This window comes from Sphingobacterium sp. UT-1RO-CII-1, assembly GCF_026711005.1.
In the GTDB taxonomy this organism is placed as follows: domain Bacteria; phylum Bacteroidota; class Bacteroidia; order Sphingobacteriales; family Sphingobacteriaceae; genus Sphingobacterium.
The window spans coordinates 94,347-119,496 of the sequence record NZ_JAPPVJ010000011.1 but is presented as its reverse complement, the minus strand read 5'-3'; the positions used below and the strand labels follow the sequence as shown (position 1 = coordinate 119,496).

The window sequence follows — 25,150 nt, the reverse complement described above, 5'->3', positions numbered from 1 at the left end:
GCCAGAGCCGATGGTATTGCCGTAACAGGTGGGAGAGTAGGTCGGTGCCTAATTTTATACAGAAAGCCTTTGCTAGATCAGCAAGGGCTTTTTTGTGTTATAGCATTTTTATTAAACCGTTGTCAGCCTAGCGTACTGAGCTGTAGATTCCCCAATCTTTTACTTTCTGTTAGCTTTTGAATAATAAGGTGCTTAAGGGCTTATAAACGAGATTGCTTGCTGTTTATAATGATATTTTTACAAGGAGGTCTTTTTATTATTGGTATCTTGTGTCAATTTAGAATCTATATAAACTACTAATCAATAATGAGTAAGAAAGTTTGGTTTTTTTTGATATTCTTAGTGTTGGGAATAGCTGCTTTAGTAGCTTATCGACTGCATTTGAATAAAGAAAAGGAGGTTGTTAATAGCTCCGCTATGCGCGGTATGGGAGCGAGAGTTTATGGAATAGTTGTGCAAGGGGAGTCTTTTTCAGATTTTCTATCATTAAGCGGCTCTATAGAACCGAACGAGGTCGTGAATTTACGTTCGGAAATTTCAGGTATAATTGAATCACTTAATTTTGAAGAGGGTAAAGCGGTTTCTGCAGGACAAACCTTGATTCGTATCAATGACACTGAATTGAGAGCTCAACTAACACAAGCTAAGACCCGTTATGAACTAGCTGGAGAAAATGAAAGGCGAGCAAAGTTGCTGTTGGAAAAAGAGGCTATCAGTCAGGAAGAGTATGATATCGCTAGTGCTGATTATCGTACAGCACAATCACAAATACAAATTATAGAGGCACAGCTTGATAAGACCTTTATCCGCGCTCCATTTTCGGGAACAATTGGTCTTCGTCATGTATCTAAAGGAAGTTATATTACACCAACGAGTGAGATTGCACAATTGGTGAATATGAGTAAAGTTAAATTACAATTTTCTATACCTGAAAAGTATTCAAGTAAAGTAAGATTAAACAGCAGTGTTAAGTTTGCAATACGGGAGTTAGCTACGGTCTTTTCAGCGCAAATATATGCTATAGAGCCTATGGTAGATGCTGCAACCCGTACTTTACGTGTGCGTGCAATCGCCGATAATTCAGGAAATCATCTTGTACCAGGTACTTTTGCCAATGTTACTTTTCCTTTGGAAACTGTAGATAATGGTTTACTTGTACCTGCAGAAGCGTTAATTCCTATACAAAATGGGAAAAAGATTTTCATTAAAAAAGGTGGTGTGGCGAAAGAAGTTCTAGTGGAGACCGGGGGGCGGACCGATGCGGCAGTTTTAATAACTCATGGTATAACTGCAGGAGACACCGTACTGACGTCAGGAGTGATGTCTTTAAGAGATGGTAGTCCTATTCAAGTGACCTTACGTTAATTGTTGAGTTATGAGTTTATCTACGCTAAGTATAAAGCGACCTGTTCTAGCTATTGTAATGAACCTGATGTTGATTCTTTTCGGCATCATTGGTTATACTTTTCTAGGAGTTAGGGAGTACCCTTCTATTGACCCTGCGCAGATTTCAGTGCGTACAAATTATGCAGGAGCTAATGCTGATATTATAGAATCGCAAATTACTGAACCTTTGGAGAAGTCAATTAATTCAATTGATGGTATTCGGAATATATCTTCTTCAAGTAACCAAGGTAGTAGTAATATAACTATAGAGTTTAATTTAGGTAAAAATCTAGAAGAGGCTGCGAATGATGTCCGGGATAAGGTGTCGCAAGCTATTCGAAATTTGCCTCAAGATATTGATGCTGCGCCCGTAGTGTCTAAAGCCGATGCAGATTCTGAACCAATTATTACGATGACTGTACAAAGTACAGAGCGGAATGTTTTGGAACTTTCAGATTTTGCAGAGAATGTTATAGCACAACGTCTACAAACAATTCCAGGAGTAAGTTCTGTCCAGATCTGGGGGCAGAAGAAATTTGCAATGAGGCTGTGGATTGATCCTGTGCGGCTAGCATCTTACGGGCTTACAGTTTTAGATGTGAGAGGCGCATTGAATAGTCAAAATGTTGAATTACCGTCTGGTAAGTTAACGGGTGAAAATACCGAACTGGCTGTTAAAACAATTGGAAATTTGGCTTCGGAAGAAGAGTTTAATAATATTATTGTTTGGGCCGAAGGCGACCGAACTATACGGCTGTCCGATATTGGGAATGCAGCATTAGAAGCAGAAAACTTTGAAACAAAGATGTCTGATTCGGGCTATCCTATGGTTAGTTTAGCAGTAATCCCACAGCCAGGAACGAACTATCTGGAAATTGCCAACCATTTCTATGAAGAGTATGAAAAATTAGAAAAGGAGTTGCCACAGGGCTTCGAATTAAATATAGCTATTGATAATACGCAATTTGTGAAAAAAGCAGTATTTGAGGTAGTAGAAACTCTAATTATAGCCATTGTTTTAGTCGTACTTGTTATTTTTATTTTCTTTAGAAGTTGGTCTATTGCTTTCCGGCCATTAGTTGATATTCCTGTATCCTTGATAGCTACATTTTTTATTATGTATCTGTGTGGTTTTTCGATAAATGTTCTTACACTCTTGGCTATTGTATTGGCAACTGGTTTGGTGGTTGATGATGGTATAGTGGTGACAGAGAATATTTTTAAGAAAGTTGAAGAGGGGATGTCTCCTATTGAGGCCGCAATAAAAGGGTCTAATGAAATATTTTTTGCTGTTATATCAATTTCTGTGACTTTAGCAGCAGTGTTTATCCCGGTTATTTTTCTGGAAGGCTTTGTAGGGCAATTGTTTCGAGAGTTCGGTATAGTCATTGGAGCCGCTGTTTTGATATCGGCCTTTGTTTCTTTATCCTTGACACCTATGCTTAATGCATATTTGATGAAAGGTGGAGAGCAGCATCGATCTAAGTTCTACAATAAAACCGAGCGGTATTTTGTTGCATTAAATAAAGAATATGCGGGCTCGCTGGTCAGTTTTTTGCGAGTAAAATGGTTGAGCTTCGTAGTCATTATCGGTTGTTTCGGCCTGATATATTTCTTTTATCAGTTATTGCCTAAAGAGACGGCACCTTATGATGACCGTAGTTATATAAGCTTGAGAGCAACGGCACCAGAGGGAGTGTCCTATGATTATATGGATCGCTTTATGACGGAGCTAACGATGTTAATTAATGATTCGGTGCCGGAGAAGAAGGTTAGTTTAGTTATTACTTCACCAGGTTTTGGATCAGCTTCGGCAAATAGTGGGTTTGTTCGTTTGGGGTTAGTACCACCGGATGAACGTGCACGAAGTCAGGGAGAGATCGCTGATCATTTGTCTGTATTAACAAGGCAGTACTCTGAAGCCCGCGTGGCGGTGTCGCAACAGCCTACAATTTCTGTAAATAGACGGGGTGGAATGCCAATACAATATATTATACAAGCCCCAAATTTTGAAAAGCTAGAACAGAAAATCCCTGAATTTATGGAGGAATTATCGCGAGATAGGACGTTTTCTATTGTTGATGTTAATTTAAAGTTCAATAAGCCGGAAATTTATGTGACAATTGATCGAGATAAAGCACAGTCTATGGGGGTGTCTGTTTTAGATGTAGCACAAACGTTGCAGATGTCTTTGTCTGGACAACGTTTTGGATACTTCATGATGAATGGAAAGCAATATCAGGTGATGGGGCAATTTGATAGAAAAGACCGGGCAACACCAACAGATTTAGCATCTATTTTTGTAAAAAGTAGGAATGGGCAACTAATCCAACTGGATAATATCGTGGAGATGGAAGAGCGTAGCAGCCCGCCTCAGTTGTACCATAATAATCGATATATGTCAGCCACAGTGTCGGCAGGTTTGGCACCAGGACGTAGTATGGGAGAAGGGATTGAAGCTATGGATGCTGTGAAGGAGAAGGTACTGGATGATACTTTTACGACGGACCTAGGTGGAGAAGCGCGGGATTTTGTGGAAAGCGGGTCGAATACAATGTTTGCTTTTGGTTTGGCGGTAATTTTGATATTTTTAATTTTATCCGCTCAATTTGAGAGCTTTACAGATCCTGTAATTATCTTGTTGACTGTTCCTTTGGCTGTAGGAGGTGCGTTGTTTTCGCTTTGGTTATTTGGGCAAACTTGGAATATATTTAGTCAGATTGGAACAATTATGTTAATTGGTTTAGTGACTAAGAACGGAATTTTAATAGTGGAGTTTGCAAATCAACTGCGTGATCAAGGTTATGAGAAATATGAAGCAGTAGTCGAAGCATCTGAGGCAAGACTTCGACCTATTTTGATGACTTCTTTAACAGTGGCATTGGGTGCATTGCCTATTGCCCTGTCATTTGGGGCAGCTTCTGTGAGCCGTATAGGTATGGGAGTTGTTATTGTAGGTGGAACAATGTTTTCTTTGATTCTGACCCTGTATGTTATCCCGGCTTTTTATTTAATGATGTCTAGATCGAGGAAAAGACGTCCTGAATTTGATCATATAGAAGAGTAGTGATATGAGAAGATATATACTGATAAGTGTCTTGTTCCTTTTTTGTAAAGTGCATGTCGTAGCACAAGAGTTAATGAGTGTGAAGGAAGCCGTGGAGGTTGCTCTTGAGAATAATTATGCTATACGTCTTTCTCAAAATGAGTTGAAAATAGCGAAGGAAAATGTGACCTATGGGAATGCTGGTATAATGCCGACTGTTACGGCAAACTTAACACAAAATAATAGTGTGCAAAACTCTACACAGACACAAAGTAACGGAGAGCAACGATCATTGGATAACGCGAAGAATAATAATCTGAATTATGGCGTTAGTTTAGGGTGGACTTTATTTGACGGTATGGGGATGTTTGCACGATATGAAAAGTTGCAAGAGTTGGAGAAACAGGGTACAGTTAATTTTCAACGGATGGTTCTAGCTACGGTTGGTGACGTTATTACCCTATATTATACGATTGTAGAGCAACAGAATCTTTTAGCAGCTTTGGATTCAAGTATCATTATTTCGGAAGAGCGTTTGCGCACAGCAGAAAATAGATTTTCGATTGGGAAAGCTTCTAAGTTAGAGGTTCTTAATGTGCAGGTTAACTTAAATGCTGATGTTTCTGCGCGCTTAAGACAGCAGGAGGTTGTTCGAAATATGAAAATCAATTTGAACAGTTTATTGGCTAGGGATTTGGATATCTTGTTTTCTGTTGATAAGGAAGTGCATATTGATAAAAGTTTGGTGTATGATGAGTTATTAAATAGGGCGGTTGTTGTAAATCCGGATTTACAACTAGTTGCCATTAATAAACGGATAGCTGAATTGGAATTGAAAAATATAAAAGGAGGACGTTATCCTACTGTACGCTTAAATAGTGGCTATAATTTCTCACGAACAGAATCAAGTTTGGGGTTTGTGTCAAAATCTAACGGACGTGGGCTTAATTACGGCATTACGGCAAGTATGAATATATTCGATGGTTTTAATCAAAAACGAAACGAGAAAGTAGCTAAGTTGCAGATCGATCAGGCAGGGATGCAGATAGAGCAGCAGGAGCTATTGGTGAAGACGAATATAAAAACAGCTTATGAAACTTATATTACAAATATAGAGTTAGCTAAGTTAGAGGAGAGGAATGAAGAAATAGCCCGAGAAAATCTCAATATTACCCTTGCTAAATATACTATAGGCTCGATAAGCGCGGTGGAGTTTAGGGATGCGCAGGAGAATTTCATCAATGCAATATCCCGTTACAACTCGGCTTTATTGCAAGCTAAATTATCAGAGGTTCAATTGAAAGAGCTTACCGGTCAAATTGATCTTTGAACGCTATAAAAATGGGCGCTCTTTGTATCGTTTTTGTTAACAACGGTTTGAGCAAACGTTTGCTTAAGTTTTCTGTTTTTATTTAACTGTTAATAATATTATACTTGTATAGCGTTAGTGAGAAAGCTATCGTTACTCAGTGGCCATTTGTATCCTATTGTTTAATCAGTGGCTTATTGAAATTTAACTGTTTAGTTTGTTTTAAAATAGGTGGTTTTAAGGAGGACATTTTTTGTTCTCCTTAAATAAAAGTAAAACCTTATCTACATTTATGAGTTCAAATAGAAGAGATTTTTTGAAAAAAGCTACACTTTTGTCTAGTGTGGCTGTAACGTTGCCTTCACTTAACAATTCAGCGATGGCAGCTGCACCAGGCTTTAATATGTGGGGCTATGCTGCTCCAAAGATTGATAAAGTACGTATTGGTGTTATCGGTGTTGGTATGCGCGGCCCAGGTGCTGTAGATCGTTTGTCATACATTGAAGGCACAGAGATCGTTGCACTTTGTGATTTGCATGCAGACCGTGTTACAAAAGCACAAGGTATTTTAACACGCAAAGGACTTAAAGAGGCAAAAGCTTACTCAGGAGAGAATGGTTGGATGACCATGCTTAAAGAGCAGGAGCTTGACTTAGTTTATATTTGTACGCCATGGGAATACCATGCGCCAATGAGTATTGCAGCTATGAAAGCAGGTGCTCACGTTGCGTGTGAAGTGCCAATCGGTTTGACAGTCAAAGAGTGCTGGGAAGTTGTTCGTGTATCAGAACAAACTAAGAAGCACTGTATGATGTTAGAGAACTGCTGCTATGACTTTTTTGAAATGTTGACATTGAACATGGCACGTCAAGGTATGTTCGGTGAACTAGTGCATGCAGAAGGGGCTTATATCCATGATCTTTTAGACCTTAACTTCAACAAGAACGGTTACCAAGATATGTGGCGCTTGAGAGAGAATATCAAAATGAACGGTAACTTATACCCGACACACGGTATTGGACCAATTGCACAGTGCATGAATATCAACAGTGGTGACCGCATGACACATCTAGTCGCTATGCAGTCTGCTGACTTTATGATGGGGGATAAGGCTAAGGAATTAGCAGCGAAGGATTCATTCTACCAAGAGTTTGTAGGAAAGCGTTTCCGTGGTAATATGGATACTACGTTGATTAAAACTGAAAAAGGAAAAACGCTGATGGTACAGCATGATGTGACATCTCCTAGACCTTATTCTAGATTACATTTATTGAGTGGAACAAAAGGTTTTGCACAGAAGTATCCTTCAGAGGGAATTGCTTTTGGACATAGTTTTGTTAAGCCTGACGAGTTAAAAGAGCTTTATACAAAGTATACACCTGAGTTGATTAAATTCATAGGAGAGCAAGCTAAACAAGTTGGTGGTCACGGTGGTATGGACTTTATGATGGATTGGAGATTAATCGATTGTTTACGTAATGGATTGCCAATTGATCAACCTGTATACGAAGGAGCTTCTTGGAGTGTTATTGTTCCATTAAGTGTTGAATCTGTAGCTAAAAATAGTAAAACAGTAAATATTCCTGACTTTACTAAAGGAGCTTGGAGAACAAATGCGCCGCACGACATGACGTTAAACGGTGGAGGTACTACAGGTATACGCCCTAAAGTAGAAAAAGCGAAGAGTAATCAATTAGATGTATAAGCAGAAATGTTTATATATTTAATATAAATATAGTCTGTTCGCAGGCATAATTTTAAAACCCGTGTGTTTTACTTACATAAACGTGAGTAAATCATACGGGTTTTTTAGTTAATGACTTATTGTTCTTATTTTTATATTTTAACTTAGCAATAAGAAAATAAGTCTTTTTAATAAACTATAAAGGATAATAAACTGAGATTTTTAGCTGATCAAATTATAACATATATATGAAATTTTTATTAGTGGGGCTAGGCTTACTTTTTTCAGGTTGTCAATTTATTGCTGGAAGCCAACAGGTGAGTAGCTTAAGAGTAGGTGATACTATTTCTACGTGCCATATGGAGAGCATACCTTCTCGTTTTGGTCAACAGGTAGATTCTATCAGTAGTATTAGAGGAGAGGACAATGCTCGTATGGTATTGATTAATGGAGGGGTTTTCCAGATGGGGTCTGTTAATTTTCCGGATGCACAGCCTATCCACGAAGTGGAAGTTCATTCTTTTTATATCGACGAGCATGAAGTTACTAATGCACAGTTTAAAGCTTTTGTGGATGCTACGGGATATGTGACATTAGCAGAACGACCGTTGAACCCTAGTGATTTTCCTGGTGTCGATCCTGCACTGCTTGTACCAGGGTCTGCTGTTTTTGGAAGCCCTGAGAAAATATTGGGTCTTAAAGATCATTTGCAATGGTGGAACTATGTGCCTGAAGCTAGTTGGAAGCAGCCGGAGGGTCCCGCTAGTTCGATTAAAGGAAGAGAGAATCATCCGGTAACTCAGGTGGCCTATCAAGATGCGGAAGCTTATGCGAGATGGGCAGGGAAACGTTTGCCTACGGAAGCTGAGTGGGAATATGCTGCTAAGGCAGGTAAGCATACAAATGAAATGTTTTATTGGGGTGATGAGATGAAACAGGACGGAAAATGGCTGGCAAATATATATCAAGGAGAGTTTCCTAATAGGAATGCTATGGAGGATGGTTTTGAAGGTACTGCTCCGGTTAAGTCTTTTCCTTCGAATGCTTGGGGATTATATGATATGGAGGGAAATGTATGGGAGTGGTGTTCTGATTTTTATACAGTGGATTATTATAAAGATAGTCCTAGATCAAACCCGAAAGGACCAAAATCTTCACATGACCCGCAAGAGCCAGGGGCAGTAAAACGGGTGCAGCGCGGAGGATCTTTTTTATGTACAGATCAATATTGTGAGCGTTATAAGGCGGGGAGTAGAGGAAAAGGAGAAGTAAATAGCCCAACGAATAATGTTGGTTTTCGATGTGTTAAAGATATATAAACATGAATAATAATCTATTTTCAGGTGAAAACAAATGGTATTGGATAGCTGCTGTCGTGATCATGGTGTTAGCAGCTTTATTCCTTATTTATAATTTGGGATACTCATTTGGATATCTTATTGGCAAACTGTTGAAATAATATGTTTTAGTCAAAAATGCGCTCCTGAATAGGCTGTAAAAGGTTATTCTGCTTTTGATTGGGTGATGTTTTGATATTTATTTTGCGCATCTTTGGGAGTGCACCCATAGTAATTTTTGAATACTTTTATAAAGTGGGATACACTTTGATAGCCTAAAAGGACTGCTAATTCATTTACATTATAGTTTTCCATTAATAGTTTCTTAGCTTTTTCCATCCTTAGTTTGACTACAAAAGCATATATGGTTTTTCCATATTTTTCTTTGAAACTTTGCTTCAATTTCTTTTCATTCATTAGAAAAACCTTCGCTAATTCCGCACTTGTCGGGGGATTGTCAATATGTAAGGTGAGATAAGATTTTATTTTATCTAGACTATCTGATGGTGAAGAAGCTAGTTCGGGGGTGTTTTTACCGTATTGTGTCTGTTGGTGAATAGTGAATAATAGCTCTTTCAGTTTTAATTTGAAAAAATGGTATCTATGCTCTATGATATCTTCACTATTTGTAATATCCTGAATAATCTGGAGTGTTTTAATGTCTATAGAAAGGGTCTCATTTGGCCTATTTTCAGGTTTTCCTGATAGTACATAATTATGAAAAACATCGTTATCTATCCAATGCTCTGACTTGAGTAGGTTAATATAAAAGTCTAGGGACATCTTTATAACAATATGGTGAAGTTCTACATTTGGTTTGATGATCATAGTTCCTCCTGCTCCCTCTGTATCCAAAAAATTGCGTTGCAACATACCTGCCCTATGCGTATAAGACTCGTTTCCTGCGCCGTTCTTAACGCAGGAACTGCCTGTCAAATAGAAGAAAAATCGTACATGTGGTTCTTTTGTTAACCATACATTCGTTAGTTCTCTGTTGGAGCATATCTGGGATTCAGTGATATGTAAACCGGATGAATGAAAAATATTACAGCATACGGAAATGTCTTTTTCATAGTGAGTAAATGTTTCCTGTATTAATGTATCTACGTCATTATACTTATTTTGAATAGTTGTATCATGTATTATTTTATTGATCTCTAAAATTTCCGATTTCAAATGCATACCCTTTTTTCGCTATTTTTTGTCCTGCTTTTCGCTATTTGATACTGTACATACTAATTACATTTGCGAAGTTATTTATAATTAATCTAAATATCAATAATCAAGGGTGTAAATGAATTGTCACAATAACACAAAATTAAAACGCTTATTTTATCTAGGGAGCAGTCTTGCATTACTCTTATTATTTTTTTGTCCTGCAAGTGCACAAGATAGGGATGTCTCTAAAATAGTTGGATATGTTAAAGCTGAAGATGGCAAGATTATTCCTGGAGCAACAGTTTATATCCCAAATACAGCTTATAGTACAGCTGTTGGTAAAGATGGTCATTATGTATTGGTCGTTGAATCTGGTGACTATGAGGTTATGAGTTCGGCTATTGGTTTTCTTGCGGAAAAAAGAAAAGTTTCTTTGAAGAAAGGAGATAGTAAGCATACTCAATTTATCTTAAAAGCTGATCCAAATATGTCAATTGAACAAGTTGTAGTTAGTGGTAAGTCTGCAATTCAAGAGGTTCGAGAGACACCATTTAACGTTGTAGCTCTAGATGCGAAATCACATTATAATACAACTCTGGACTTAGCTCACCTTTTAGATAAAGCTTCTGGTGTAAAAATCCGTGAGACGGGTGGATTGGGGTCAGATATGAACATTACGTTGAATGGTTTTACAGGACGTAATATTCGTGTTTTTATGGATGGTGTACCTATGGAAGGTATGGGAACTGCATTTCAATTAAACAATATTCCAGTAAACATGGCGGAACGTATAGAGGTGTATAAAGGAGTTGTTCCTATTGAATTCGGTGCTGATGCTATGGGAGGAGTTATTAATATCGTAACGAATAGGACACAGAATACAACATTGGATGCATCTTATTCTTATGGTTCATTTAATACCCATAAGTCGAATGTAAGTCTTAATCATACTTTTAAATCGGGTGTGTCTTTACAATTAAATGCCTTTCAAAACTACTCAGATAATAATTATAAGGTAAAAACGGATTATAGAATTTTTGCAAAAGAGGGTAAACCGGTGACGGGTGAAGATGATGATATTTGGCAGGAAGGTTCTGCATGGTCACCAGATTCTGCATGGTTTAGACGTTTCCATGATACCTATAGAAATGAGACAATTATGGCCAAAGTGGGTATTGTTGGTAAGAAATGGGCTGATAGGATGTTATTGGGGCTTACAGTAGGTCAAGTACACCAAGATGTGCAGCATGGTGCAGAGATGAGATATGTGTACGGTGAGCGGACAGCTCATAGCAAGTCGTTTCTTCCATCTTTTGTTTATGATAAAAGAAATTTAATTGTAGAGGGATTGAGCGTGCGGGTCACAGGTAACTATAATTATCAGAAAGCAGGTAGTGTTGACACTACTGCTTATAAATATAGTTGGACAGGTGAGCGTAGGTTGATGAAAGATCTTAGAGGACAAAGTAATGCTTTTGGAGAAGCAAGTTATGGGTTGTCTGAATATTCAAATAGTAATCAGTCCGGAACAGTAAATATTGGTTACCGTATTAATGCTGATCACTCAGTTGCCTTCAATAATGTCTTGTCAAACTACGAACGTAAGCCTGATATGCAAAGAGTAGCTGATGCATTATTCCCTAGTTTGCCTACCGCTGCTGATAGTATGAAGAGAACAAGTTTTAAAAATACTTTAGGCTTGGAATATAGATACACATTTCAACGAAAATGGAATACAAATGTGTTCGCCAAACATTATACTAACAAAGCATCAGGTCCAGGTACACATGCAGAAACTGAAGAAACGTATAAACAGAAGGAAGAAGTTTCTAAAACAGGGTATGGTATTGCTAGTACGTATTTCCTACGTAATTTACAATTAAAAGCTTCTGCAGAAAAAGCTTATCGCTTGCCAAATGATAGAGAATTATTTGGAGACGAACTTTTGGAAGAAGGGAATGTTGCCTTAAAGCCTGAGGAATCTAATAATTATAATATAGGTTTTACTTTTAATAAGGAGCTTACAAGTGATTATTCTATTTATGTGGACTGGTCTGGTTATTATCGTGATACTTATAATTTTATTCAAACTTTATTAGCCAGAATAGGCGATGAGGTAAATGGTAGTTCAATGTATCGTAGGGTTAATCACGGCCGAGTTACACGTCTTGGGACAGATATAGAAGCCCGAGTCTATTATAAGAATAAAGCGACTGTTGGTGCAACATTAACTTATATGGATATACGTGATAAAGTACGTTTTACAGATAAAGATGGAAAGAAGGAAAATGGAAACTATAATTACCGTATGGCTAATTTACCTTACTTTTTCTGGAATGCTGATGCTTCTTACTATGTCCACGATTTTCTTAAAAAAGGGAATACCCTTAATTTGAATTATACCTTAAACTTTGTGGATAAAATATATAAGAATTCAGAGGCATATGGGGAAAAATCGACTAAAGCTTTTATACCAAAACAGTTTTATAGCGACTTTTCCGCTACTTATCTTTTAGAAGACGGCAAATATAATATTTCTTTTGAAGCGCGTAATCTAGAAGATGCTATGTTATATGATAATTATAGTCTGCAGAAGCCAGGAAGAAGTTTTGCTGTTAAGTTGAGATATTTCTTTATTAAAAGGTAACAAATTTTAAAAGATAAAATTAATACAGGTATATATATAAATAAAAACAATGAAAAAGCAATTTATTATAAAATCATGTTTTTTAGCCTTTGCTACACTAATAGCTGTGGGCTGTAGTAAAAGTGATCCAGCACCAGATAATGGTGGCGAGGAAGCTCCAGAAGAAGTAGGGCAGTATTTAGTAGCAGTGCAGGCTAAAGGAACAGGAGAGAGTGCCAGCACATATTTCATTCCTGTTGAATCATTAGAAAACCCGGAACAATCGATTAGTCCAGTTGGAACAGGATTAGAGGTTAATAACACCTTTTCTAATTATATTTCTAATGGATATGATGGTTTTGTCACTCTTAAATATGGTCGTGGAGATGCTCATGTTGGAACGAGGGTGACTATAAACTCAAATGGTAAAGCAGTACAGATTGGTCAACAGTTTGAAATACAGGATGGTTTTGTTACAGCAGGTATAGTAGGAGATGCTGTTTATTCAGCCATGAGTGGTTTTAGAGCAGCAGATAAAACTAAAGCTACTTTTAATATTATTCCAATGTCTCCTTCAACACCTAAGTTTGCCTACATGCAGGTAGATCAATTTGCTGGTTATGAAGGTAAGAATGCTGCTTTAGTAGGTATAGCGGATGCTGGAAATGGTTCTTTCTATACAGGGTTAGATTATTCTGCGGATGAAATTGATGAGTTGGTAGTAGCTAAAATTAAAGCAAGTAATTTAAAACCAGAGGCAGTGTATAAAGATGTGCGTTTGAGTAAGTCAGCTGGACAGTATAAATCTGCAAGATATTCTCAGATTGGAGAGACTTCTAAAGGAGATGTTTATGTGTTTTCAGGAAACTATGCGGGTACAAAAACAGCTGGAGCAGTACTTCTTAAAAATGGTGCTACAGGATTTGATAAAGATTATTTTTGGGATATCGAAAAAGCTTCTCAAGGATATCGTTTCCGTAAAGTGTGGTATGTGCAAAATGACATATTCTTACTAGAGTTTTACAATGAAAAATCTGAAGCGGGTAAATCTGTTTCAGGTGTTGCATCACAGTTTGCATTATTAGATATGTCAAGTCAGAAATTGACTTGGGTCAGTGGTTTACCAGATAAAAGTGCGATTCCTGATCTTGGTACAGGTGAACCTTATGTACTAGAAGGAAAAATATATTTAGGTATTACTACAACTAATGAATCGCCAAGGTTTTATGTAATCGACCCAGTGAGTGGAGCGGCGAAAAAAGGACTGCTGGTTGAGAAAGCTGAGGCTATCGAAGGAGTTACATTTGTTAAGCAGAAGTAGTATAGTGTTTTCAAGTTTAGTATAGGGCAGGGGGGAATCCTCCTGCTTTTTTATGAAGTATTTATCATTTTTATTATGAAACGTAATTATTTTATAGCGTTATTTTTTGTTGCATGTTCCTTAAGTGTGTCTGCTCAAAAGGCAGTTACTTTTAAGCATTCGAAAGGCGAAACTAAAGTTCAGAAAAATCCGAAGAAAGTATTAATTATGGATTTGAGTGCTTTAGAAACTTACGATGAATTGGGTATTTCGATTGCCGCTACTGTTGATCAAGTTCCAGAATATCTGGGGAAATATAACGATTCGAAATATATTAAAGTAGGCAATGTAAAAACGCCTAATATGGAGGCTGTTGCGGCTTTAAAGCCTGACTTTATTATCACAGGTGGTAGAATGGGAAATTATTACGATTCGCTATCAATGGTGGCTCCTACGATTATTTTTGGTACAGATACGGAGGATTTTTGGGGCTCTTTTGAACAAAATGTACGCGATATAGCCGCTTTGCATGGTAAGGAAAAATTAGCAGAGAAAAAGTTAACCGCTTTACGTCAAAAAGCTGCTCAGGTGCAAGAGAAGGCCAAAGCAGATCCAAAGAAAACCGTATTGGCTATGCATATGAATGGACGTGTGATGCCTAGTGGTCCGAATTCTCGTTTTGGATTTCTTTATGATGCTTTAGATTTAAAGCCAGCATATATACCGAATGCGGAAGCAGCGAATGCTCCTAGAGGTGGAGAGCGACCACAAGCACCGAAGTTAGCTGATATTAACCCGGATTACTTATTTGTATTTGATCGTAATACAGGTATACAAGGTGTAATGCCAGACGCTAATGATATTATTAATGATGATATTAAATCTACTCAGGCTTATAAAGATGGTAAGGTGTTTATTCTTCCAGGGTGGATTTGGTACCTTTCAGGTAGTGGTTTAACCTCTGTAGATCAAAAAATAACAGATGTAGGAGAAAAACTATACGGTCTTAAGTTTTAAAAGATTTCTTTTGTTTCATGCTACTTAAGTTAAAGTTGTTTTAGGTAGCAAAAGTGAGTTAAGTGTATAAAAAAACAGTTAAGCGATAAAGCTTAACTGTTTTTTTAATATATATAATTTATAATTACTGCGCGTTTAAGAACATAGATTTGCGTTTGTACATCTCTCTGAAATAAGGATCTTGTAAATCTTTTATAAAACGAATCGCTTCACCTGTAGATTTCATTTCAGGGCCTAAAGTTTTGTCAACCTCTGGGAATTTTTCGAAAGAGAATACAGGTTCTTTTATTGCAAACCCTGTTAATTTACGTTCAATTTTGAAGTCTTTTAATTTATGCGTGCCTAACATTACTTTTGTAGCAATGTTAATGTATGGAACGTCATAGGCCTTGGCTATAAAGGGAACAGTTCGTGAAGCACGTGGATTGGCTTCGATAACGTATACTTTTTCACCTTTGACAGCGAATTGGATATTTAATAAACCACGTACATTTAGTGCTTTTGCTAATTTGATGGAGTACTCTTCCATTTTTTTCTGTACGTTTTCAGACAAGCTAAACGGAGGTAACACGGCTGATGAATCGCCTGAGTGAATACCAGCAGGTTCAATATGTTCCATCATGCCGATAATATGGACATCTTCGCCATCACTGATGGAATCCGATTCAGACTCTTCGGCGCGATCTAAGAAGTGGTCGATTAGAATTTGATTGCCCGGTAAATTCTTTAATAAAGTTACCACAGCACGCTCTAGGTCTTCGTCATTAATAACAATGCTCATACCTTGCCCTCCTAATACGTAAGAAGGACGCACCAATACAGGGTATCCAACCTCATTAGCGACTTTAAGTGCTTGTTCGGCTGAAGTAGCTACACCGTATTTAGGATATGGAATATCAAGTTCTTTTAGTAAGTCGGAGAAACGACCGCGATCTTCTGCCAAGTCCATGTTCTCGAAAGATGTACCTATAATTTTTACACCAATAGCTTCAAGTTGTTCGGCCATTTTTAGGGCTGTTTGCCCACCGAGTTGCACTATTACACCTTCTGGTTTTTCAAGCTCGATAATTTCACGGACATGTTCCCAGAAAACAGGCTCAAAATAAAGCTTATCAGCCATGTTAAAGTCTGTAGATACAGTTTCTGGGTTACAGTTTACCATGATGGCTTCATAGCCCGCTTCTTTAGCTGCAATTAAGCCATGTACACAAGAATAATCAAACTCGATACCTTGGCCGATACGGTTAGGGCCAGAACCCAAAACAATGATTTTCTTTTTATCCGATACTATTGATTCGTTCTCGTCTTCAAATGTTGAGTAGAAATAAGGTGTGTGTGCTGGGAATTCAGCAGCACAAGTGTCAACCATTTTGAATACTCTGGTAATACCTAGTTCTTTACGGCGATCGTAAACCTGATCTTCTGTTACGTTGCCTAAAAGCCAAGAAATTTGGGCGTCGGAATATCCTTTTTGTTTAAGTGTAACGAAGAAGTCGCGAGGTATATTGTTCAACTGATATCTGCGTAATTCCGTTTCTAGGTGTACAAGTTCTTGAATCTGTAATAAAAACCACTTGTCAATACGGGTTGCTTTCCTGATCGATTCTAAAGGTACACCTAAGTCAAATGCATCTTTGATATGAAATACACGGTCGGCACTTGGGTGCTCTAAACTTTCCATGATCTCTTCCAAATTACGGATTTGACGGCCATCTGAGCCTAATCCCCAACGATTTGTTTCTAACGACTGACAAGCTTTTTGTAAAGCTTCTATGAATGTTCTACCGATAGCCATAACCTCACCTACAGCTTTCATTTGTAGACCAAGTTCTTTGTTAGCACCTTTAAATTTGTCAAAATTAAAACGAGGGATTTTGACAATGGTATAATCTAGTGTAGGTTCGAAATAAGCAGAAGTAGTTTTTGTGATCTGGTTCTGTAATTCATCTAAGTTATAACCTATAGCTAGTTTCGCAGCTATTTTTGCGATAGGATAGCCTGTAGCTTTGGAAGCTAATGCAGAAGAACGAGATACACGTGGGTTGATTTCGATAGCGATGATTTCTTCGTTTTCTGGATTTACAGAAAACTGTACGTTACAACCACCAGCAAAATTACCTATGGAGCGCATCATGCGAATTGCCTGATTTCGCATATCTTGATAACACTTGTCACTTAAGGTCATACCAGGTGCTACAGTGATTGAGTCGCCGGTATGTATCCCCATTGGATCAAAGTTTTCTATAGTACAAATGATTATTACATTATCGTTTGTATCTCTTAAGAGCTCTAATTCAAATTCTTTCCATCCTAATACTGCTTGTTCTACTAATACTTCATGCGTAGGCGACGCATGTAGACCTCTATTTAATGCAGCGTCGAAATCTTCTTTTTTATGAACAAATCCACCTCCTGTACCTGCTAATGTGTATGAAGGACGTATGACAAGAGGGTAACCAATTTCTTGGGCTGCTTCTTTACCTTCTAAGAACGAATTTGCAATTTTAGAATGGGCAACACCCACACCAATGTCAACCATTAATTGACGGAATGCCTCGCGGTTTTCAGTTTTTTCAATTGCAGCAATGTCTACACCGATAATGTCTACGTTATATTTTTTCCAAATCCCTAAGTTATCTGCTTCAATACATAGGTTAAGGGCTGTTTGTCCACCCATTGTTGGGAGTACGGCGTCTATTTTCTGCTCCTGGAGTATTTTCTCTATACTCTCACAAGTAAGTGGCAGTAGATAAATATGGTCGGCAATGACATTGTCAGTCATTATCGTTGCAGGGTTTGAGTTTATAATGGACACTTCAATTCCCTCTTCTTTTAAAGAAAGTGCTGCTTGTGAACCAGAATAGTCAAACTCACAGGCTTGACCGATAACAATAGGGCCAGAACCGATGATTAATACAGATTTGATGGAGGTGTTTCTAGGCATTATTTTTTTCTTGAAAACAGTTAAAATCTATTTGTTGTGCTGAACAAAGCAACGAAAGGTGCCTTTGTGTGGAGAGTATTCCGACTGCTCTGTCGGAGTGCAAAGTTACATCTTTTATTTGAAATTTCATGAAAGCTTAAAAATTTTATTGTTTTAATATGCAATGGCTTGAAGGAATGATAATGATCAGGTTGTTTCCAAGGTTTCGCTTCATGTTTTTTCTACTTTATAACTGTGCTAATAAATTATAATCTCATCAGCCAGTAATTGTCCACTTTCAGGTTTGTTAGCTATTATTCTAATGTATTTTGCCATTTGCGGTTTCTCAAGTTTTATTTCAAAGTTTTTAAAAGCTATTTGATCGTCATTCGCTTCATGTTTTACGGTTCCTATTTTTCTGTAATTTTTACCGTTGTCAGAAAACATTATCTGAACTTCTTCAGGGTAATAGGCTTCAGGTGTTTTGCTTTGCATAAAACGAATGGCTACACTGTTGATTTCCTCTCTTCTTTCAAAGTCTACTGTTACATCCAAGCCATTTGTAAAACCTTGCCATTGTTGCAGAATGTCATTTATATCCCCTTGTATACCATTTGTTAGCGTAGAGTCCTTCTGCGCTTCATATTCATTCCATGGCGTATTATACGTTACTTTCTTGCCTATAGCTTTATGAATATGTAATTGTTTTTCGCTAACGGGGCTTACTCTTGCTTCTTGGAAAAATGAAGCTGCTTTTATAAGGGTGGAAGTTGGAAGCTCGATCGGGTTGGTAAATAGGGTGGCTTCTATGGAAGGGTCAGTACCATCTGTTGTGTAGTAAATGGTTGGGTTAAGTTGTTCGGAACTAAGACTGACCGTATTTCTTTTTTTGTTGAAATTAAATTCTGCTTCTATATTTACGTGATAAGACGGGCTGTAGTAATTTATTTCTTTATCTTGTAACAGAGTGTAGTGGGTCTGTAGACGCTGTTCAAAATCATGCCAGTTGCGGAGATCTTGTCTTGTCCAGTTTAGTTCGGCTAGAGCTAATGCTCTTGGAAAGACCATGTATTCAACCTGCTCGTAATTAGACATAAATGTTGTGGAAACAGTAGCCATTGTACCGATTATTTTAGTCGCTAATTCGGAGTCTATTTCATTGGGATTGTAGGCATACACTTTTGCTAATGATAGTTGCTTGTCCCGCGCTAAAGGATGTTGGCGTGGATCACTTTGGTAATTGTCAAAATGTAAACTATTTTTTGCTGATAGGATGAGATTATGTTTTTGAAGCTGGTTTTTAGATGTAGTAATTTCTGTATCTACAAGATTAATGACACTTTCTTTGGCTAAACTATCTGTTAGAAGAGGTAATCTGCCGATAAGTATCCGATTTTGTGACGTGAGATGGGCCTCTATTTCTTTTATAGCATAATGGTAAATGTCGTTTGCATCTTTTAATTCTTTGCTTGCGCTTAAAGTTTTACATTTAGAACAGTTTGCCCAATGGGAAGTGTCGGGCTGATTTCCACCAATATGTATGTAAGTGGAAGGAAAGACCTCGATAATTTCATTAAGTACATCTTTAAAAAAAATATAACTTTTTGTATTACCTAAGCAAAACTCTTGTTGCTTATCTGTTGTTTCTGTACATACAAATTCGGGATATACTTTTAAGATTGCTTGTGCTCCGGTAATAAGGTTAATTTCAGGAATAATTGTAATGCCTTTTTGTTTTGCATACATTACCAATTCTTGTAGCTGATTTTGGCTATAATAACCTCCATAGGCATTAGGATCGCCTTTTTTACTAAATTGCTGACCATTTTTACTCCATTCGTACCATGCTTTGTGTGTTCGCCATGAAGTTTGCTCTGTTAGTTCTGGAAATTTCTTAATTTCCATACGCCATGCATTATTATTAGCTAGCTCTAGATGAAAGTAGTTGAACTTATAAAGAGCCATTAAGTCAATGTATTTTTTCAAGAAAGCTAAAGGCATGTAATGGGAAGCAACGTCTAAATGTAAACCTCTATGTGCAAAACGCGGGTAGTCATCAATAGTAAGTTGAGGAAGTGATAATGGGTTTTCTAGTAGAGAAGAAAGTTGCAGAAGAGTAAGTATACCGTCAAGCATAGCCTTTTCGTTATTTGCTTTAAGAAGTATTCCTGACTGATCAATAGTGATGCGGTGTGCATTATTTGGAATTTTATCAATTGCTTCGGCTAAGAGTAAGCGAATACCTTGCGTATGTTTTTTATTAACTTTTTTCACCAACTCTACAGGGAGCGTTTTTAGCTGTGGATATTCTGCTAATAATTGAGCCAGTTCTATAAAAGGTTCAGCGGCATAGAGCTGAACATTGTATGGAATGTTGTAGACCCCTTCAGACTGTATAACTTTGTTGGGTTTAGGGATTAATTTTATTGTTGTGTTTTGAGCATAAACATAAAACACAGTAAATAATAAAAAACAGAAAATTGTTAAGGCACGCATATCTACTTTTATATTAATAATTTACTACAAATATCCGAAAATATTTGATAGGCTTTTTAAACTTCACAGTTTTCTGCGTTGATAATATGATATTGTGACAACAATTGATGCTACCTATATTTAAGAGAATAATCCTTAACTTTGCAATATGATTGAACTGCCTGTAATTCCTGTAGTAGAGACGCAGCGCAAGCCGGATTGGTTGCGTGTTAAGCTTCCTGTTGGTAAAGAATATCGCCATGTAAGAGGTTTAGTAGATGAGCATAAGTTACATACGATTTGTGAAAGTGGTAACTGTCCCAATATGGGTGAATGTTGGGGGGCCGGTACAGCAACATTTATGATATTAGGAAATATATGTACACGTTCCTGTTCTTTTTGTGCTGTAGCTACAGGTCGTCCTCTAGCTGTTGATACAGGAGAGCCTGACCGCGTAGCAAACTCTGTGAAACTTATGGGGGTAAAGCATTGTGTTATTACTTCTGTTGATCGTGATGACTTGAAAGACGGAGGGTCTATAATATGGGCTGAGACAATAAATGCTATTCGTCGTGAAAGTCCTGAAACAACGTTAGAAACATTGATACCTGACTTTAAAGGGCAGTGGGAAAATCTAGATCGAGTTTTAGCCGTACGTCCTGAAATTGTATCACATAACTTGGAAACTGTGCGTCGTTTAACAAGAGAGGTACGTATTCAAGCAAAGTATGATCGTTCATTGGAATGTTTAAGACGTATTTCTGAAGCAGGAATCCGTACAAAATCGGGAATTATGCTTGGTTTTGGGGAAACTGAAGAAGATGTGATTGAAGCAATGCAGGATTTGTATAATGTTGGAGTACATATTCTTACTTTAGGACAATATTTGCAGCCTACAAAAGCACATCATCCAGTTGTGGAGTGGGTAACACCAGCACAATTTGAAAAGTATCAAAAAATAGGCTTGGAAATGGGCTTTAAATACGTTGAGTCGGGGCCATTGGTAAGATCGTCCTATCGTGCCGAAAAACACCTTTTTGATATGTAATATTTCGAATAGTATTCTATGATAATATGAAAGCCCTGTGTTCTAATGAATACGGGCTTTTTTTTATTAGATAGCTTTAGTTTCGGTATTGTGGATAAACCTGAATTTCTTTAAGTTTGGTATATCCTAATAATATTGATTGCTATGATTTATAAAGTGCTATTGAATGTTTTTTCATTTTTCATTTTTTTAACATGTGCTGCACAAACGGACACTGTGCTGGTAAAAACAACCTATGGGAGCTTTAAAGTGGTGTTGTATGATTTTACACCAAATCACCGTGCTCTTTTAAAGAAAAATATTCAGGATGGAACCTATAAGAACGCAGAGTTTAATAGGGTAATAGCAGATTTTGTGGTGCAAGGTGGAGAGTTGGATGAAGCTATTTTAACAAAGGAAGCAGAAGACCCTGATAAATTACCCGAGCGTTTAGCTCCTGAATTTGATGACAGGGCTTTTCATAAAGTGGGGGCTTTGGGAGCTGGGCATGATGGTAATTTGACAAAATCTTCTTTTTTGAATCAGATTTACTTTGTTGTTGGGAAGAAAGTTTCAGTAAATGATTTAAAGGTTCTGGAGGAGAAAAAGGGAATTAAATACACTAACGAACAACGGCAACTTTATTTAGAACAAGGAGGGCAGCCTCGTCTTGATAAAGATTATACGGTGTTTGGAGAGGTTATTGAAGGTCTCGATGTTTTGATGAAAATTAGTAAATCAACCACCGATGGTGAAGATAAGCCTTTAAATAAGGTCTTATTTACGATGGAATTGCTGAACTGAATTTAAAGGGTATGACCAAGGTCTGGTTCAGTGTTAGTTTGTTTAATTTTGCAATCGCAACCTTAATGGGCTTTTTATTGCGTTACGCTTCTGTCTTCCCTGTTGAGAAGTTAAATTTACAGTTTTTACTTCATGGACATTCACACGGGGCAATGCTCGGATGGGCTTATATGGCATTATATGCTTTGATTTATGCCGGTTTTGTTGTGGAGACGAACCAATCTAAAAAATGCTTTAATGTGTTGTTTTGGATTAGTGAAGTTTCTGTAGTGGGTATGTTTATATTCTTTCCAATAGAAGGTTATGCTTTGTTTTCGATATTTTTTTCGGCTTTACATTTAGTTTGCAGTTATCTGTTTGTCTATTATGTCTGGCGTTTTAGAAAATCCGGATTGAAAGATCAGAACAGACTATTGTATACCGCTCTTGGCTTTATGGTTTTATCGACAGTAGGAATTCTTCTTATAGGGCCTGCTATTCATATACAGGGAAAGGGATCTGCCTTCTTTCAGGGAGTTATACAATTCTTTTTACATTTTCAGTTCAATGGTTGGTTTATAGTAAGTGTTTTAGCTCTTTTTCTGAAAGGTGTTAAGAATTATACAAGGAAGTCTATCTCTGTGATGTTACGCTTAGTTTTAATCGTATCTATTGTGCTGACGTTTGCTCTTCCTCTTAACTGGTATGTCCCTGCAGCAGTTCTGTATTATCTTAACGGTTTAGGTGTAATATTACAACTTTTTGTTTTTGGCCTTATTAGTATTTATCTGTGTAAAAAATATTGGTTTGTACATCTTAAACCAGTAGAGAAAATATTATTTTATTTTAGTATTGTTTCTGTTTTTCTCAAAGCTTTTGTGCCTTTATTATCTCTATTGCCTTCTGTGATGAGTGATGTTTACCATATTCGACCTTTAGTAGTGGGGTTTATTCATTTACTTATGTTAGGGGCGATAAGTGGTAGCATTTTGTTTTTTGCAATGAGAAAAAGGTGGTTGCCAAGTAAAGGTGTTATGGTTTATGTAGCTATCATTCTTTTTATCGGGGCGTTTGTGTGTACAGAAGGGTTGATGCTTTTACAAGGTTTTTTTATTATAGAGGGGTATAATTTAATTTCAAATTATTCTTTTTGGCTTATGCTTATTAGTTCGTTTTTGCCTTTGTCTGTCATCATGTTGTTTGTGCTGGGTTTCCATGATGGGCGTGATATAGAGAAACGAGTTCTAAAAAATAAGGCTTTTCTCTAGGAGAGAAAAGCCTTTCATTCAAAAATCAATGCTAAAATTTTAGCAGTATTCGTTGAAAGCTGATACTAGATTGTCCGCAATCATTTGTGCAGGTCTACCTTCAATCATATGTCTTTCAATCATATGTACTAGTTTTCCGTCTTTAAATAAAGCCATTGCTGGAGAAGATGGAGGATAAGGTAACATGTAGTTACGAGCTTTATCAACCGCTTCTTTTTCCATACCAGCGAAAACAGTGACTAGTTTAGTAGGTTTTTTGCCATTTTCTACAGCAAATTTAGCTGCAGGTCTAGCATTCGCTGCAGCACAGCCGCAAACGGAATTGACAACGACAAAAACAGTTCCCTCAGAGGGTATGACGTTATCAACTTCTTCGGCCGTTTTTAATTCCTGAAACCCTGCGTCTACTAATTCTTGACGCATTGGGGCAACTAAATATTCTGGATACATGTTCATGTGAATTAAGTGAAATACAATAACTAAACTAAGTTCTTATAAAATACAAATAGCAACACAAGCCTGTAGCTTGCACAGCATATATTCTAATTTACGACTTGTAGCAAATATAATACTAAATAATAGAGGAGACAAGCCTGCACTCTTAATTGAATGTCAGTTTTCCTTATTAGGCATTAGCAAGTGTATGGCTTGTGTTTTTTGAGTTTAATGTTCAGATTTTTTTAAAAACTGTTTGACACATTTTAACGCATTATTTAACCTTTCTGTACCTTGACCTGATATTACTTGGTAATTTCCATTAATAGCATTTAGCTCTTTTTTCCATACGCGCATAAAGTGATCGCGTTTTTGAGGAAAGTCCCGCAGTATATCATCTTCCCAAGGTAAGTCAATATCCATCAGAAGATAAAGATCATAATGTGTTGTGTTGATTTTGTCTACAACAATTTTAGGCGTTTCATTAAAAAGATGATCACACCATATTTTAACTGTTAAAAAGGTTGTATCACAAATTAGTATGTCTTTTTTTGTAACGGATGTTAAGGCTTCTTCCAGAGCGACTTGGCCATGGAACATATTTAATTCGTCTTGTAAAGTGTATTGCCTGTTTAAATCTTGACAATAATAACGGGAATATTCTGGGACATACAGTGTTTTGAATTCTTTAGCTAAGAACTTTGCAATAGTGGATTTTCCCGTAGATTCAGGACCTACAACAGCAATTTTTTTTAAAGAGGTCTTATTTTCCTGTTTCATTGTTAGTATTGCTTTTATTTAAACAAAAGCTGTTTTGCTGCAATAATAACAAAAGCTATTTAGAAAGAAGAGCTCTACCTCAATTATTGTACAATTTTATCTGCGCAGTTTGTGCTGGCAAATGATTCAGGCTTTGCCTTAAAAACGAACCCCATCCCCATGATGTAGCCCATGGCTTCCTTTAGGGCTATGTTTGATTGAAAGTGTGGGTTGGTATTAATATCTGCATGTACTTCAAGTTCAACTTGGTACATCTCAAGAAGTGGACAGAGCTTGTAGGCTATTTCAATGGATTTTTGTACCTCAGTAAGCATGCGCTCTTTGATACTTTGTTTTCTTGCCTGTTTATCACGGTGTATAAACATAAAACCTCCCTTGTGTTCGCGTAGAAATACAATAACTGTTGCGAACTCGGTGATACCGCGTTTTACCTGTGAATCGGTGCCGATATAGACCTTTAGTTTGTTTCCTTGGTAGGTCTCTTTTTTTATAATGTCTTCAACAGCGTCGTTGATAGGGGTGCGAATTTTTTCGCCATTGTAACGTTGCCAAACCATAGTGTGTTTTTTTATTTAAATATACTGAAGGATAGTTCA

Annotated in this window: 18 protein-coding genes; 12 read left to right on the top strand and 6 right to left on the bottom strand. The window is 37.2% G+C overall.

Features of this window, described 5'->3' with window-relative positions; translation table 11 throughout:
* The first annotated feature begins 306 nt into the window (after window positions 1-306).
* From ORI89_RS18470 to ORI89_RS18445, 6 genes are all read left to right on the top strand, one after another.
* Window positions 307-1,365: an efflux RND transporter periplasmic adaptor subunit gene (locus tag ORI89_RS18470; RefSeq protein ID WP_268231997.1), complete on the top strand. Its 1,059-nt coding sequence runs from the start codon at window positions 307-309 to the stop codon at window positions 1,363-1,365.
* A gap of 10 nt (window positions 1,366-1,375) precedes the next feature.
* Complete coding sequence (locus ORI89_RS18465; protein ID WP_268231996.1) at window positions 1,376-4,453, top strand: efflux RND transporter permease subunit; 3,078 nt, start codon at window positions 1,376-1,378, stop codon at window positions 4,451-4,453.
* Window positions 4,454-4,457: 4 nt separating this feature from the next.
* Window positions 4,458-5,762 carry a TolC family protein gene (locus tag ORI89_RS18460; RefSeq protein ID WP_268231995.1) on the top strand — a complete coding sequence of 435 codons (1,305 nt, stop codon included), beginning with the start codon at window positions 4,458-4,460 and terminating at the stop codon, window positions 5,760-5,762.
* A 271-nt stretch (window positions 5,763-6,033) separates the two neighbouring features.
* Entirely contained in the window at window positions 6,034-7,446 is a 1,413-nt protein-coding gene (locus ORI89_RS18455) for a Gfo/Idh/MocA family protein (RefSeq protein WP_268231994.1), read from the top strand.
* A gap of 227 nt (window positions 7,447-7,673) precedes the next feature.
* Window positions 7,674-8,744 (top strand): formylglycine-generating enzyme family protein, encoded by a 1,071-nt coding sequence (locus ORI89_RS18450; RefSeq protein ID WP_268231993.1) that lies wholly within the window; start codon window positions 7,674-7,676, stop codon window positions 8,742-8,744.
* Between the two features lie 2 nt (window positions 8,745-8,746).
* The gene (locus tag ORI89_RS18445) at window positions 8,747-8,884 is read left to right on the top strand and encodes a hypothetical protein (protein WP_268231992.1); all 138 of its coding nucleotides are present in this window, start codon (window positions 8,747-8,749) and stop codon (window positions 8,882-8,884) included.
* Between the two features lie 43 nt (window positions 8,885-8,927).
* On the opposite strand, the gene ORI89_RS18440 is transcribed toward ORI89_RS18445, so the two are convergent.
* Entirely contained in the window at window positions 8,928-9,938 is a 1,011-nt protein-coding gene (locus ORI89_RS18440) for a helix-turn-helix transcriptional regulator (protein ID WP_268231991.1), read from the bottom strand.
* 118 nt (window positions 9,939-10,056) lie between these two features.
* On the opposite strand from ORI89_RS18440, the gene ORI89_RS18435 reads away from it, so the two are divergent.
* The 3 genes from ORI89_RS18435 (at window position 10,057) to ORI89_RS18425 (ending at window position 14,863) form a co-directional block, all read left to right on the top strand.
* Window positions 10,057-12,567, top strand: coding sequence for a TonB-dependent receptor (locus ORI89_RS18435; protein ID WP_268231990.1), 2,511 nt, complete (start codon window positions 10,057-10,059; stop codon window positions 12,565-12,567).
* A gap of 49 nt (window positions 12,568-12,616) precedes the next feature.
* Entirely contained in the window at window positions 12,617-13,867 is a 1,251-nt protein-coding gene (locus ORI89_RS18430) for a DUF4374 domain-containing protein (RefSeq protein ID WP_268231989.1), read from the top strand.
* A 75-nt stretch (window positions 13,868-13,942) separates the two neighbouring features.
* Window positions 13,943-14,863, top strand: a complete 921-nt coding sequence (locus ORI89_RS18425) for a siderophore ABC transporter substrate-binding protein (RefSeq protein WP_268231988.1) — start codon at window positions 13,943-13,945, stop codon at window positions 14,861-14,863.
* Window positions 14,864-14,987: 124 nt separating this feature from the next.
* On the opposite strand, the gene carB is transcribed toward ORI89_RS18425, so the two are convergent.
* Both carB and ORI89_RS18415 read right to left on the bottom strand, forming a co-directional pair.
* Entirely contained in the window at window positions 14,988-17,807 is a 2,820-nt protein-coding gene (gene carB / locus ORI89_RS18420; protein ID WP_268231987.1) for a carbamoyl-phosphate synthase large subunit, read from the bottom strand.
* Window positions 17,808-18,044: 237 nt separating this feature from the next.
* The gene (locus ORI89_RS18415; RefSeq protein WP_268231986.1) at window positions 18,045-20,282 is read right to left on the bottom strand and encodes a glycoside hydrolase family 20 protein; all 2,238 of its coding nucleotides are present in this window, start codon (window positions 20,280-20,282) and stop codon (window positions 18,045-18,047) included.
* A 148-nt stretch (window positions 20,283-20,430) separates the two neighbouring features.
* Between ORI89_RS18415 and lipA the strand changes: the two genes are divergently transcribed.
* The 3 genes from lipA to ORI89_RS18400 all read left to right on the top strand — a co-directional run bounded on the left by lipA (window position 20,431) and on the right by ORI89_RS18400 (window position 23,339).
* On the top strand, window positions 20,431-21,309 hold the full coding sequence (lipA, locus tag ORI89_RS18410; protein ID WP_268231985.1) for a lipoyl synthase: 879 nt from the start codon (window positions 20,431-20,433) through the stop codon (window positions 21,307-21,309).
* Window positions 21,310-21,453: 144 nt separating this feature from the next.
* Window positions 21,454-22,092, top strand: coding sequence for a peptidylprolyl isomerase (locus tag ORI89_RS18405; RefSeq protein ID WP_268231984.1), 639 nt, complete (start codon window positions 21,454-21,456; stop codon window positions 22,090-22,092).
* An 11-nt stretch (window positions 22,093-22,103) separates the two neighbouring features.
* Window positions 22,104-23,339 (top strand): beta-carotene 15,15'-monooxygenase, encoded by a 1,236-nt coding sequence (locus ORI89_RS18400; protein WP_268231983.1) that lies wholly within the window; start codon window positions 22,104-22,106, stop codon window positions 23,337-23,339.
* Between the two features lie 39 nt (window positions 23,340-23,378).
* On the opposite strand, the gene ORI89_RS18395 is transcribed toward ORI89_RS18400, so the two are convergent.
* From ORI89_RS18395 to ORI89_RS18385, 3 genes are all read right to left on the bottom strand, one after another.
* Window positions 23,379-23,789, bottom strand: a complete 411-nt coding sequence (locus ORI89_RS18395) for a BrxA/BrxB family bacilliredoxin (RefSeq protein ID WP_326494330.1) — start codon at window positions 23,787-23,789, stop codon at window positions 23,379-23,381.
* A 213-nt stretch (window positions 23,790-24,002) separates the two neighbouring features.
* Window positions 24,003-24,554, bottom strand: a complete 552-nt coding sequence (locus ORI89_RS18390) for an ATP-binding protein (RefSeq protein ID WP_268231981.1) — start codon at window positions 24,552-24,554, stop codon at window positions 24,003-24,005.
* An 83-nt stretch (window positions 24,555-24,637) separates the two neighbouring features.
* Window positions 24,638-25,111 carry a ribonuclease H-like YkuK family protein gene (locus ORI89_RS18385; protein ID WP_268231980.1) on the bottom strand — a complete coding sequence of 158 codons (474 nt, stop codon included), beginning with the start codon at window positions 25,109-25,111 and terminating at the stop codon, window positions 24,638-24,640.
* Between the last annotated feature and the right edge of the window lie 39 nt (window positions 25,112-25,150).

What these genes read in the sequence shown, in the direction of transcription:
- ORI89_RS18385 (WP_268231980.1), bottom strand. Translation starts at nt 25,111, where the DNA reads ATGGTTTGGCAACGTTACAATGGCGAAAAAATTCGCACCCCTATCAAC.
- ORI89_RS18435 (WP_268231990.1), top strand. Translation starts at nt 10,057, where the DNA reads ATGAATTGTCACAATAACACAAAATTAAAACGCTTATTTTATCTAGGG.
- ORI89_RS18465 (WP_268231996.1), top strand. Translation starts at nt 1,376, where the DNA reads ATGAGTTTATCTACGCTAAGTATAAAGCGACCTGTTCTAGCTATTGTA.
- ORI89_RS18455 (WP_268231994.1), top strand. Translation starts at nt 6,034, where the DNA reads ATGAGTTCAAATAGAAGAGATTTTTTGAAAAAAGCTACACTTTTGTCT.
- ORI89_RS18395 (WP_326494330.1), bottom strand. Translation starts at nt 23,789, where the DNA reads ATGTATCCAGAATATTTAGTTGCCCCAATGCGTCAAGAATTAGTAGAC.
- ORI89_RS18425 (WP_268231988.1), top strand. Translation starts at nt 13,943, where the DNA reads ATGAAACGTAATTATTTTATAGCGTTATTTTTTGTTGCATGTTCCTTA.
- ORI89_RS18415 (WP_268231986.1), bottom strand. Translation starts at nt 20,282, where the DNA reads ATGCGTGCCTTAACAATTTTCTGTTTTTTATTATTTACTGTGTTTTAT.
- carB (WP_268231987.1), bottom strand. Translation starts at nt 17,807, where the DNA reads ATGCCTAGAAACACCTCCATCAAATCTGTATTAATCATCGGTTCTGGC.
- ORI89_RS18405 (WP_268231984.1), top strand. Translation starts at nt 21,454, where the DNA reads ATGATTTATAAAGTGCTATTGAATGTTTTTTCATTTTTCATTTTTTTA.
- ORI89_RS18470 (WP_268231997.1), top strand. Translation starts at nt 307, where the DNA reads ATGAGTAAGAAAGTTTGGTTTTTTTTGATATTCTTAGTGTTGGGAATA.
- ORI89_RS18430 (WP_268231989.1), top strand. Translation starts at nt 12,617, where the DNA reads ATGAAAAAGCAATTTATTATAAAATCATGTTTTTTAGCCTTTGCTACA.
- ORI89_RS18400 (WP_268231983.1), top strand. Translation starts at nt 22,104, where the DNA reads ATGACCAAGGTCTGGTTCAGTGTTAGTTTGTTTAATTTTGCAATCGCA.
- ORI89_RS18390 (WP_268231981.1), bottom strand. Translation starts at nt 24,554, where the DNA reads ATGAAACAGGAAAATAAGACCTCTTTAAAAAAAATTGCTGTTGTAGGT.
- ORI89_RS18445 (WP_268231992.1), top strand. Translation starts at nt 8,747, where the DNA reads ATGAATAATAATCTATTTTCAGGTGAAAACAAATGGTATTGGATAGCT.
- ORI89_RS18460 (WP_268231995.1), top strand. Translation starts at nt 4,458, where the DNA reads ATGAGAAGATATATACTGATAAGTGTCTTGTTCCTTTTTTGTAAAGTG.
- lipA (WP_268231985.1), top strand. Translation starts at nt 20,431, where the DNA reads ATGATTGAACTGCCTGTAATTCCTGTAGTAGAGACGCAGCGCAAGCCG.
- ORI89_RS18450 (WP_268231993.1), top strand. Translation starts at nt 7,674, where the DNA reads ATGAAATTTTTATTAGTGGGGCTAGGCTTACTTTTTTCAGGTTGTCAA.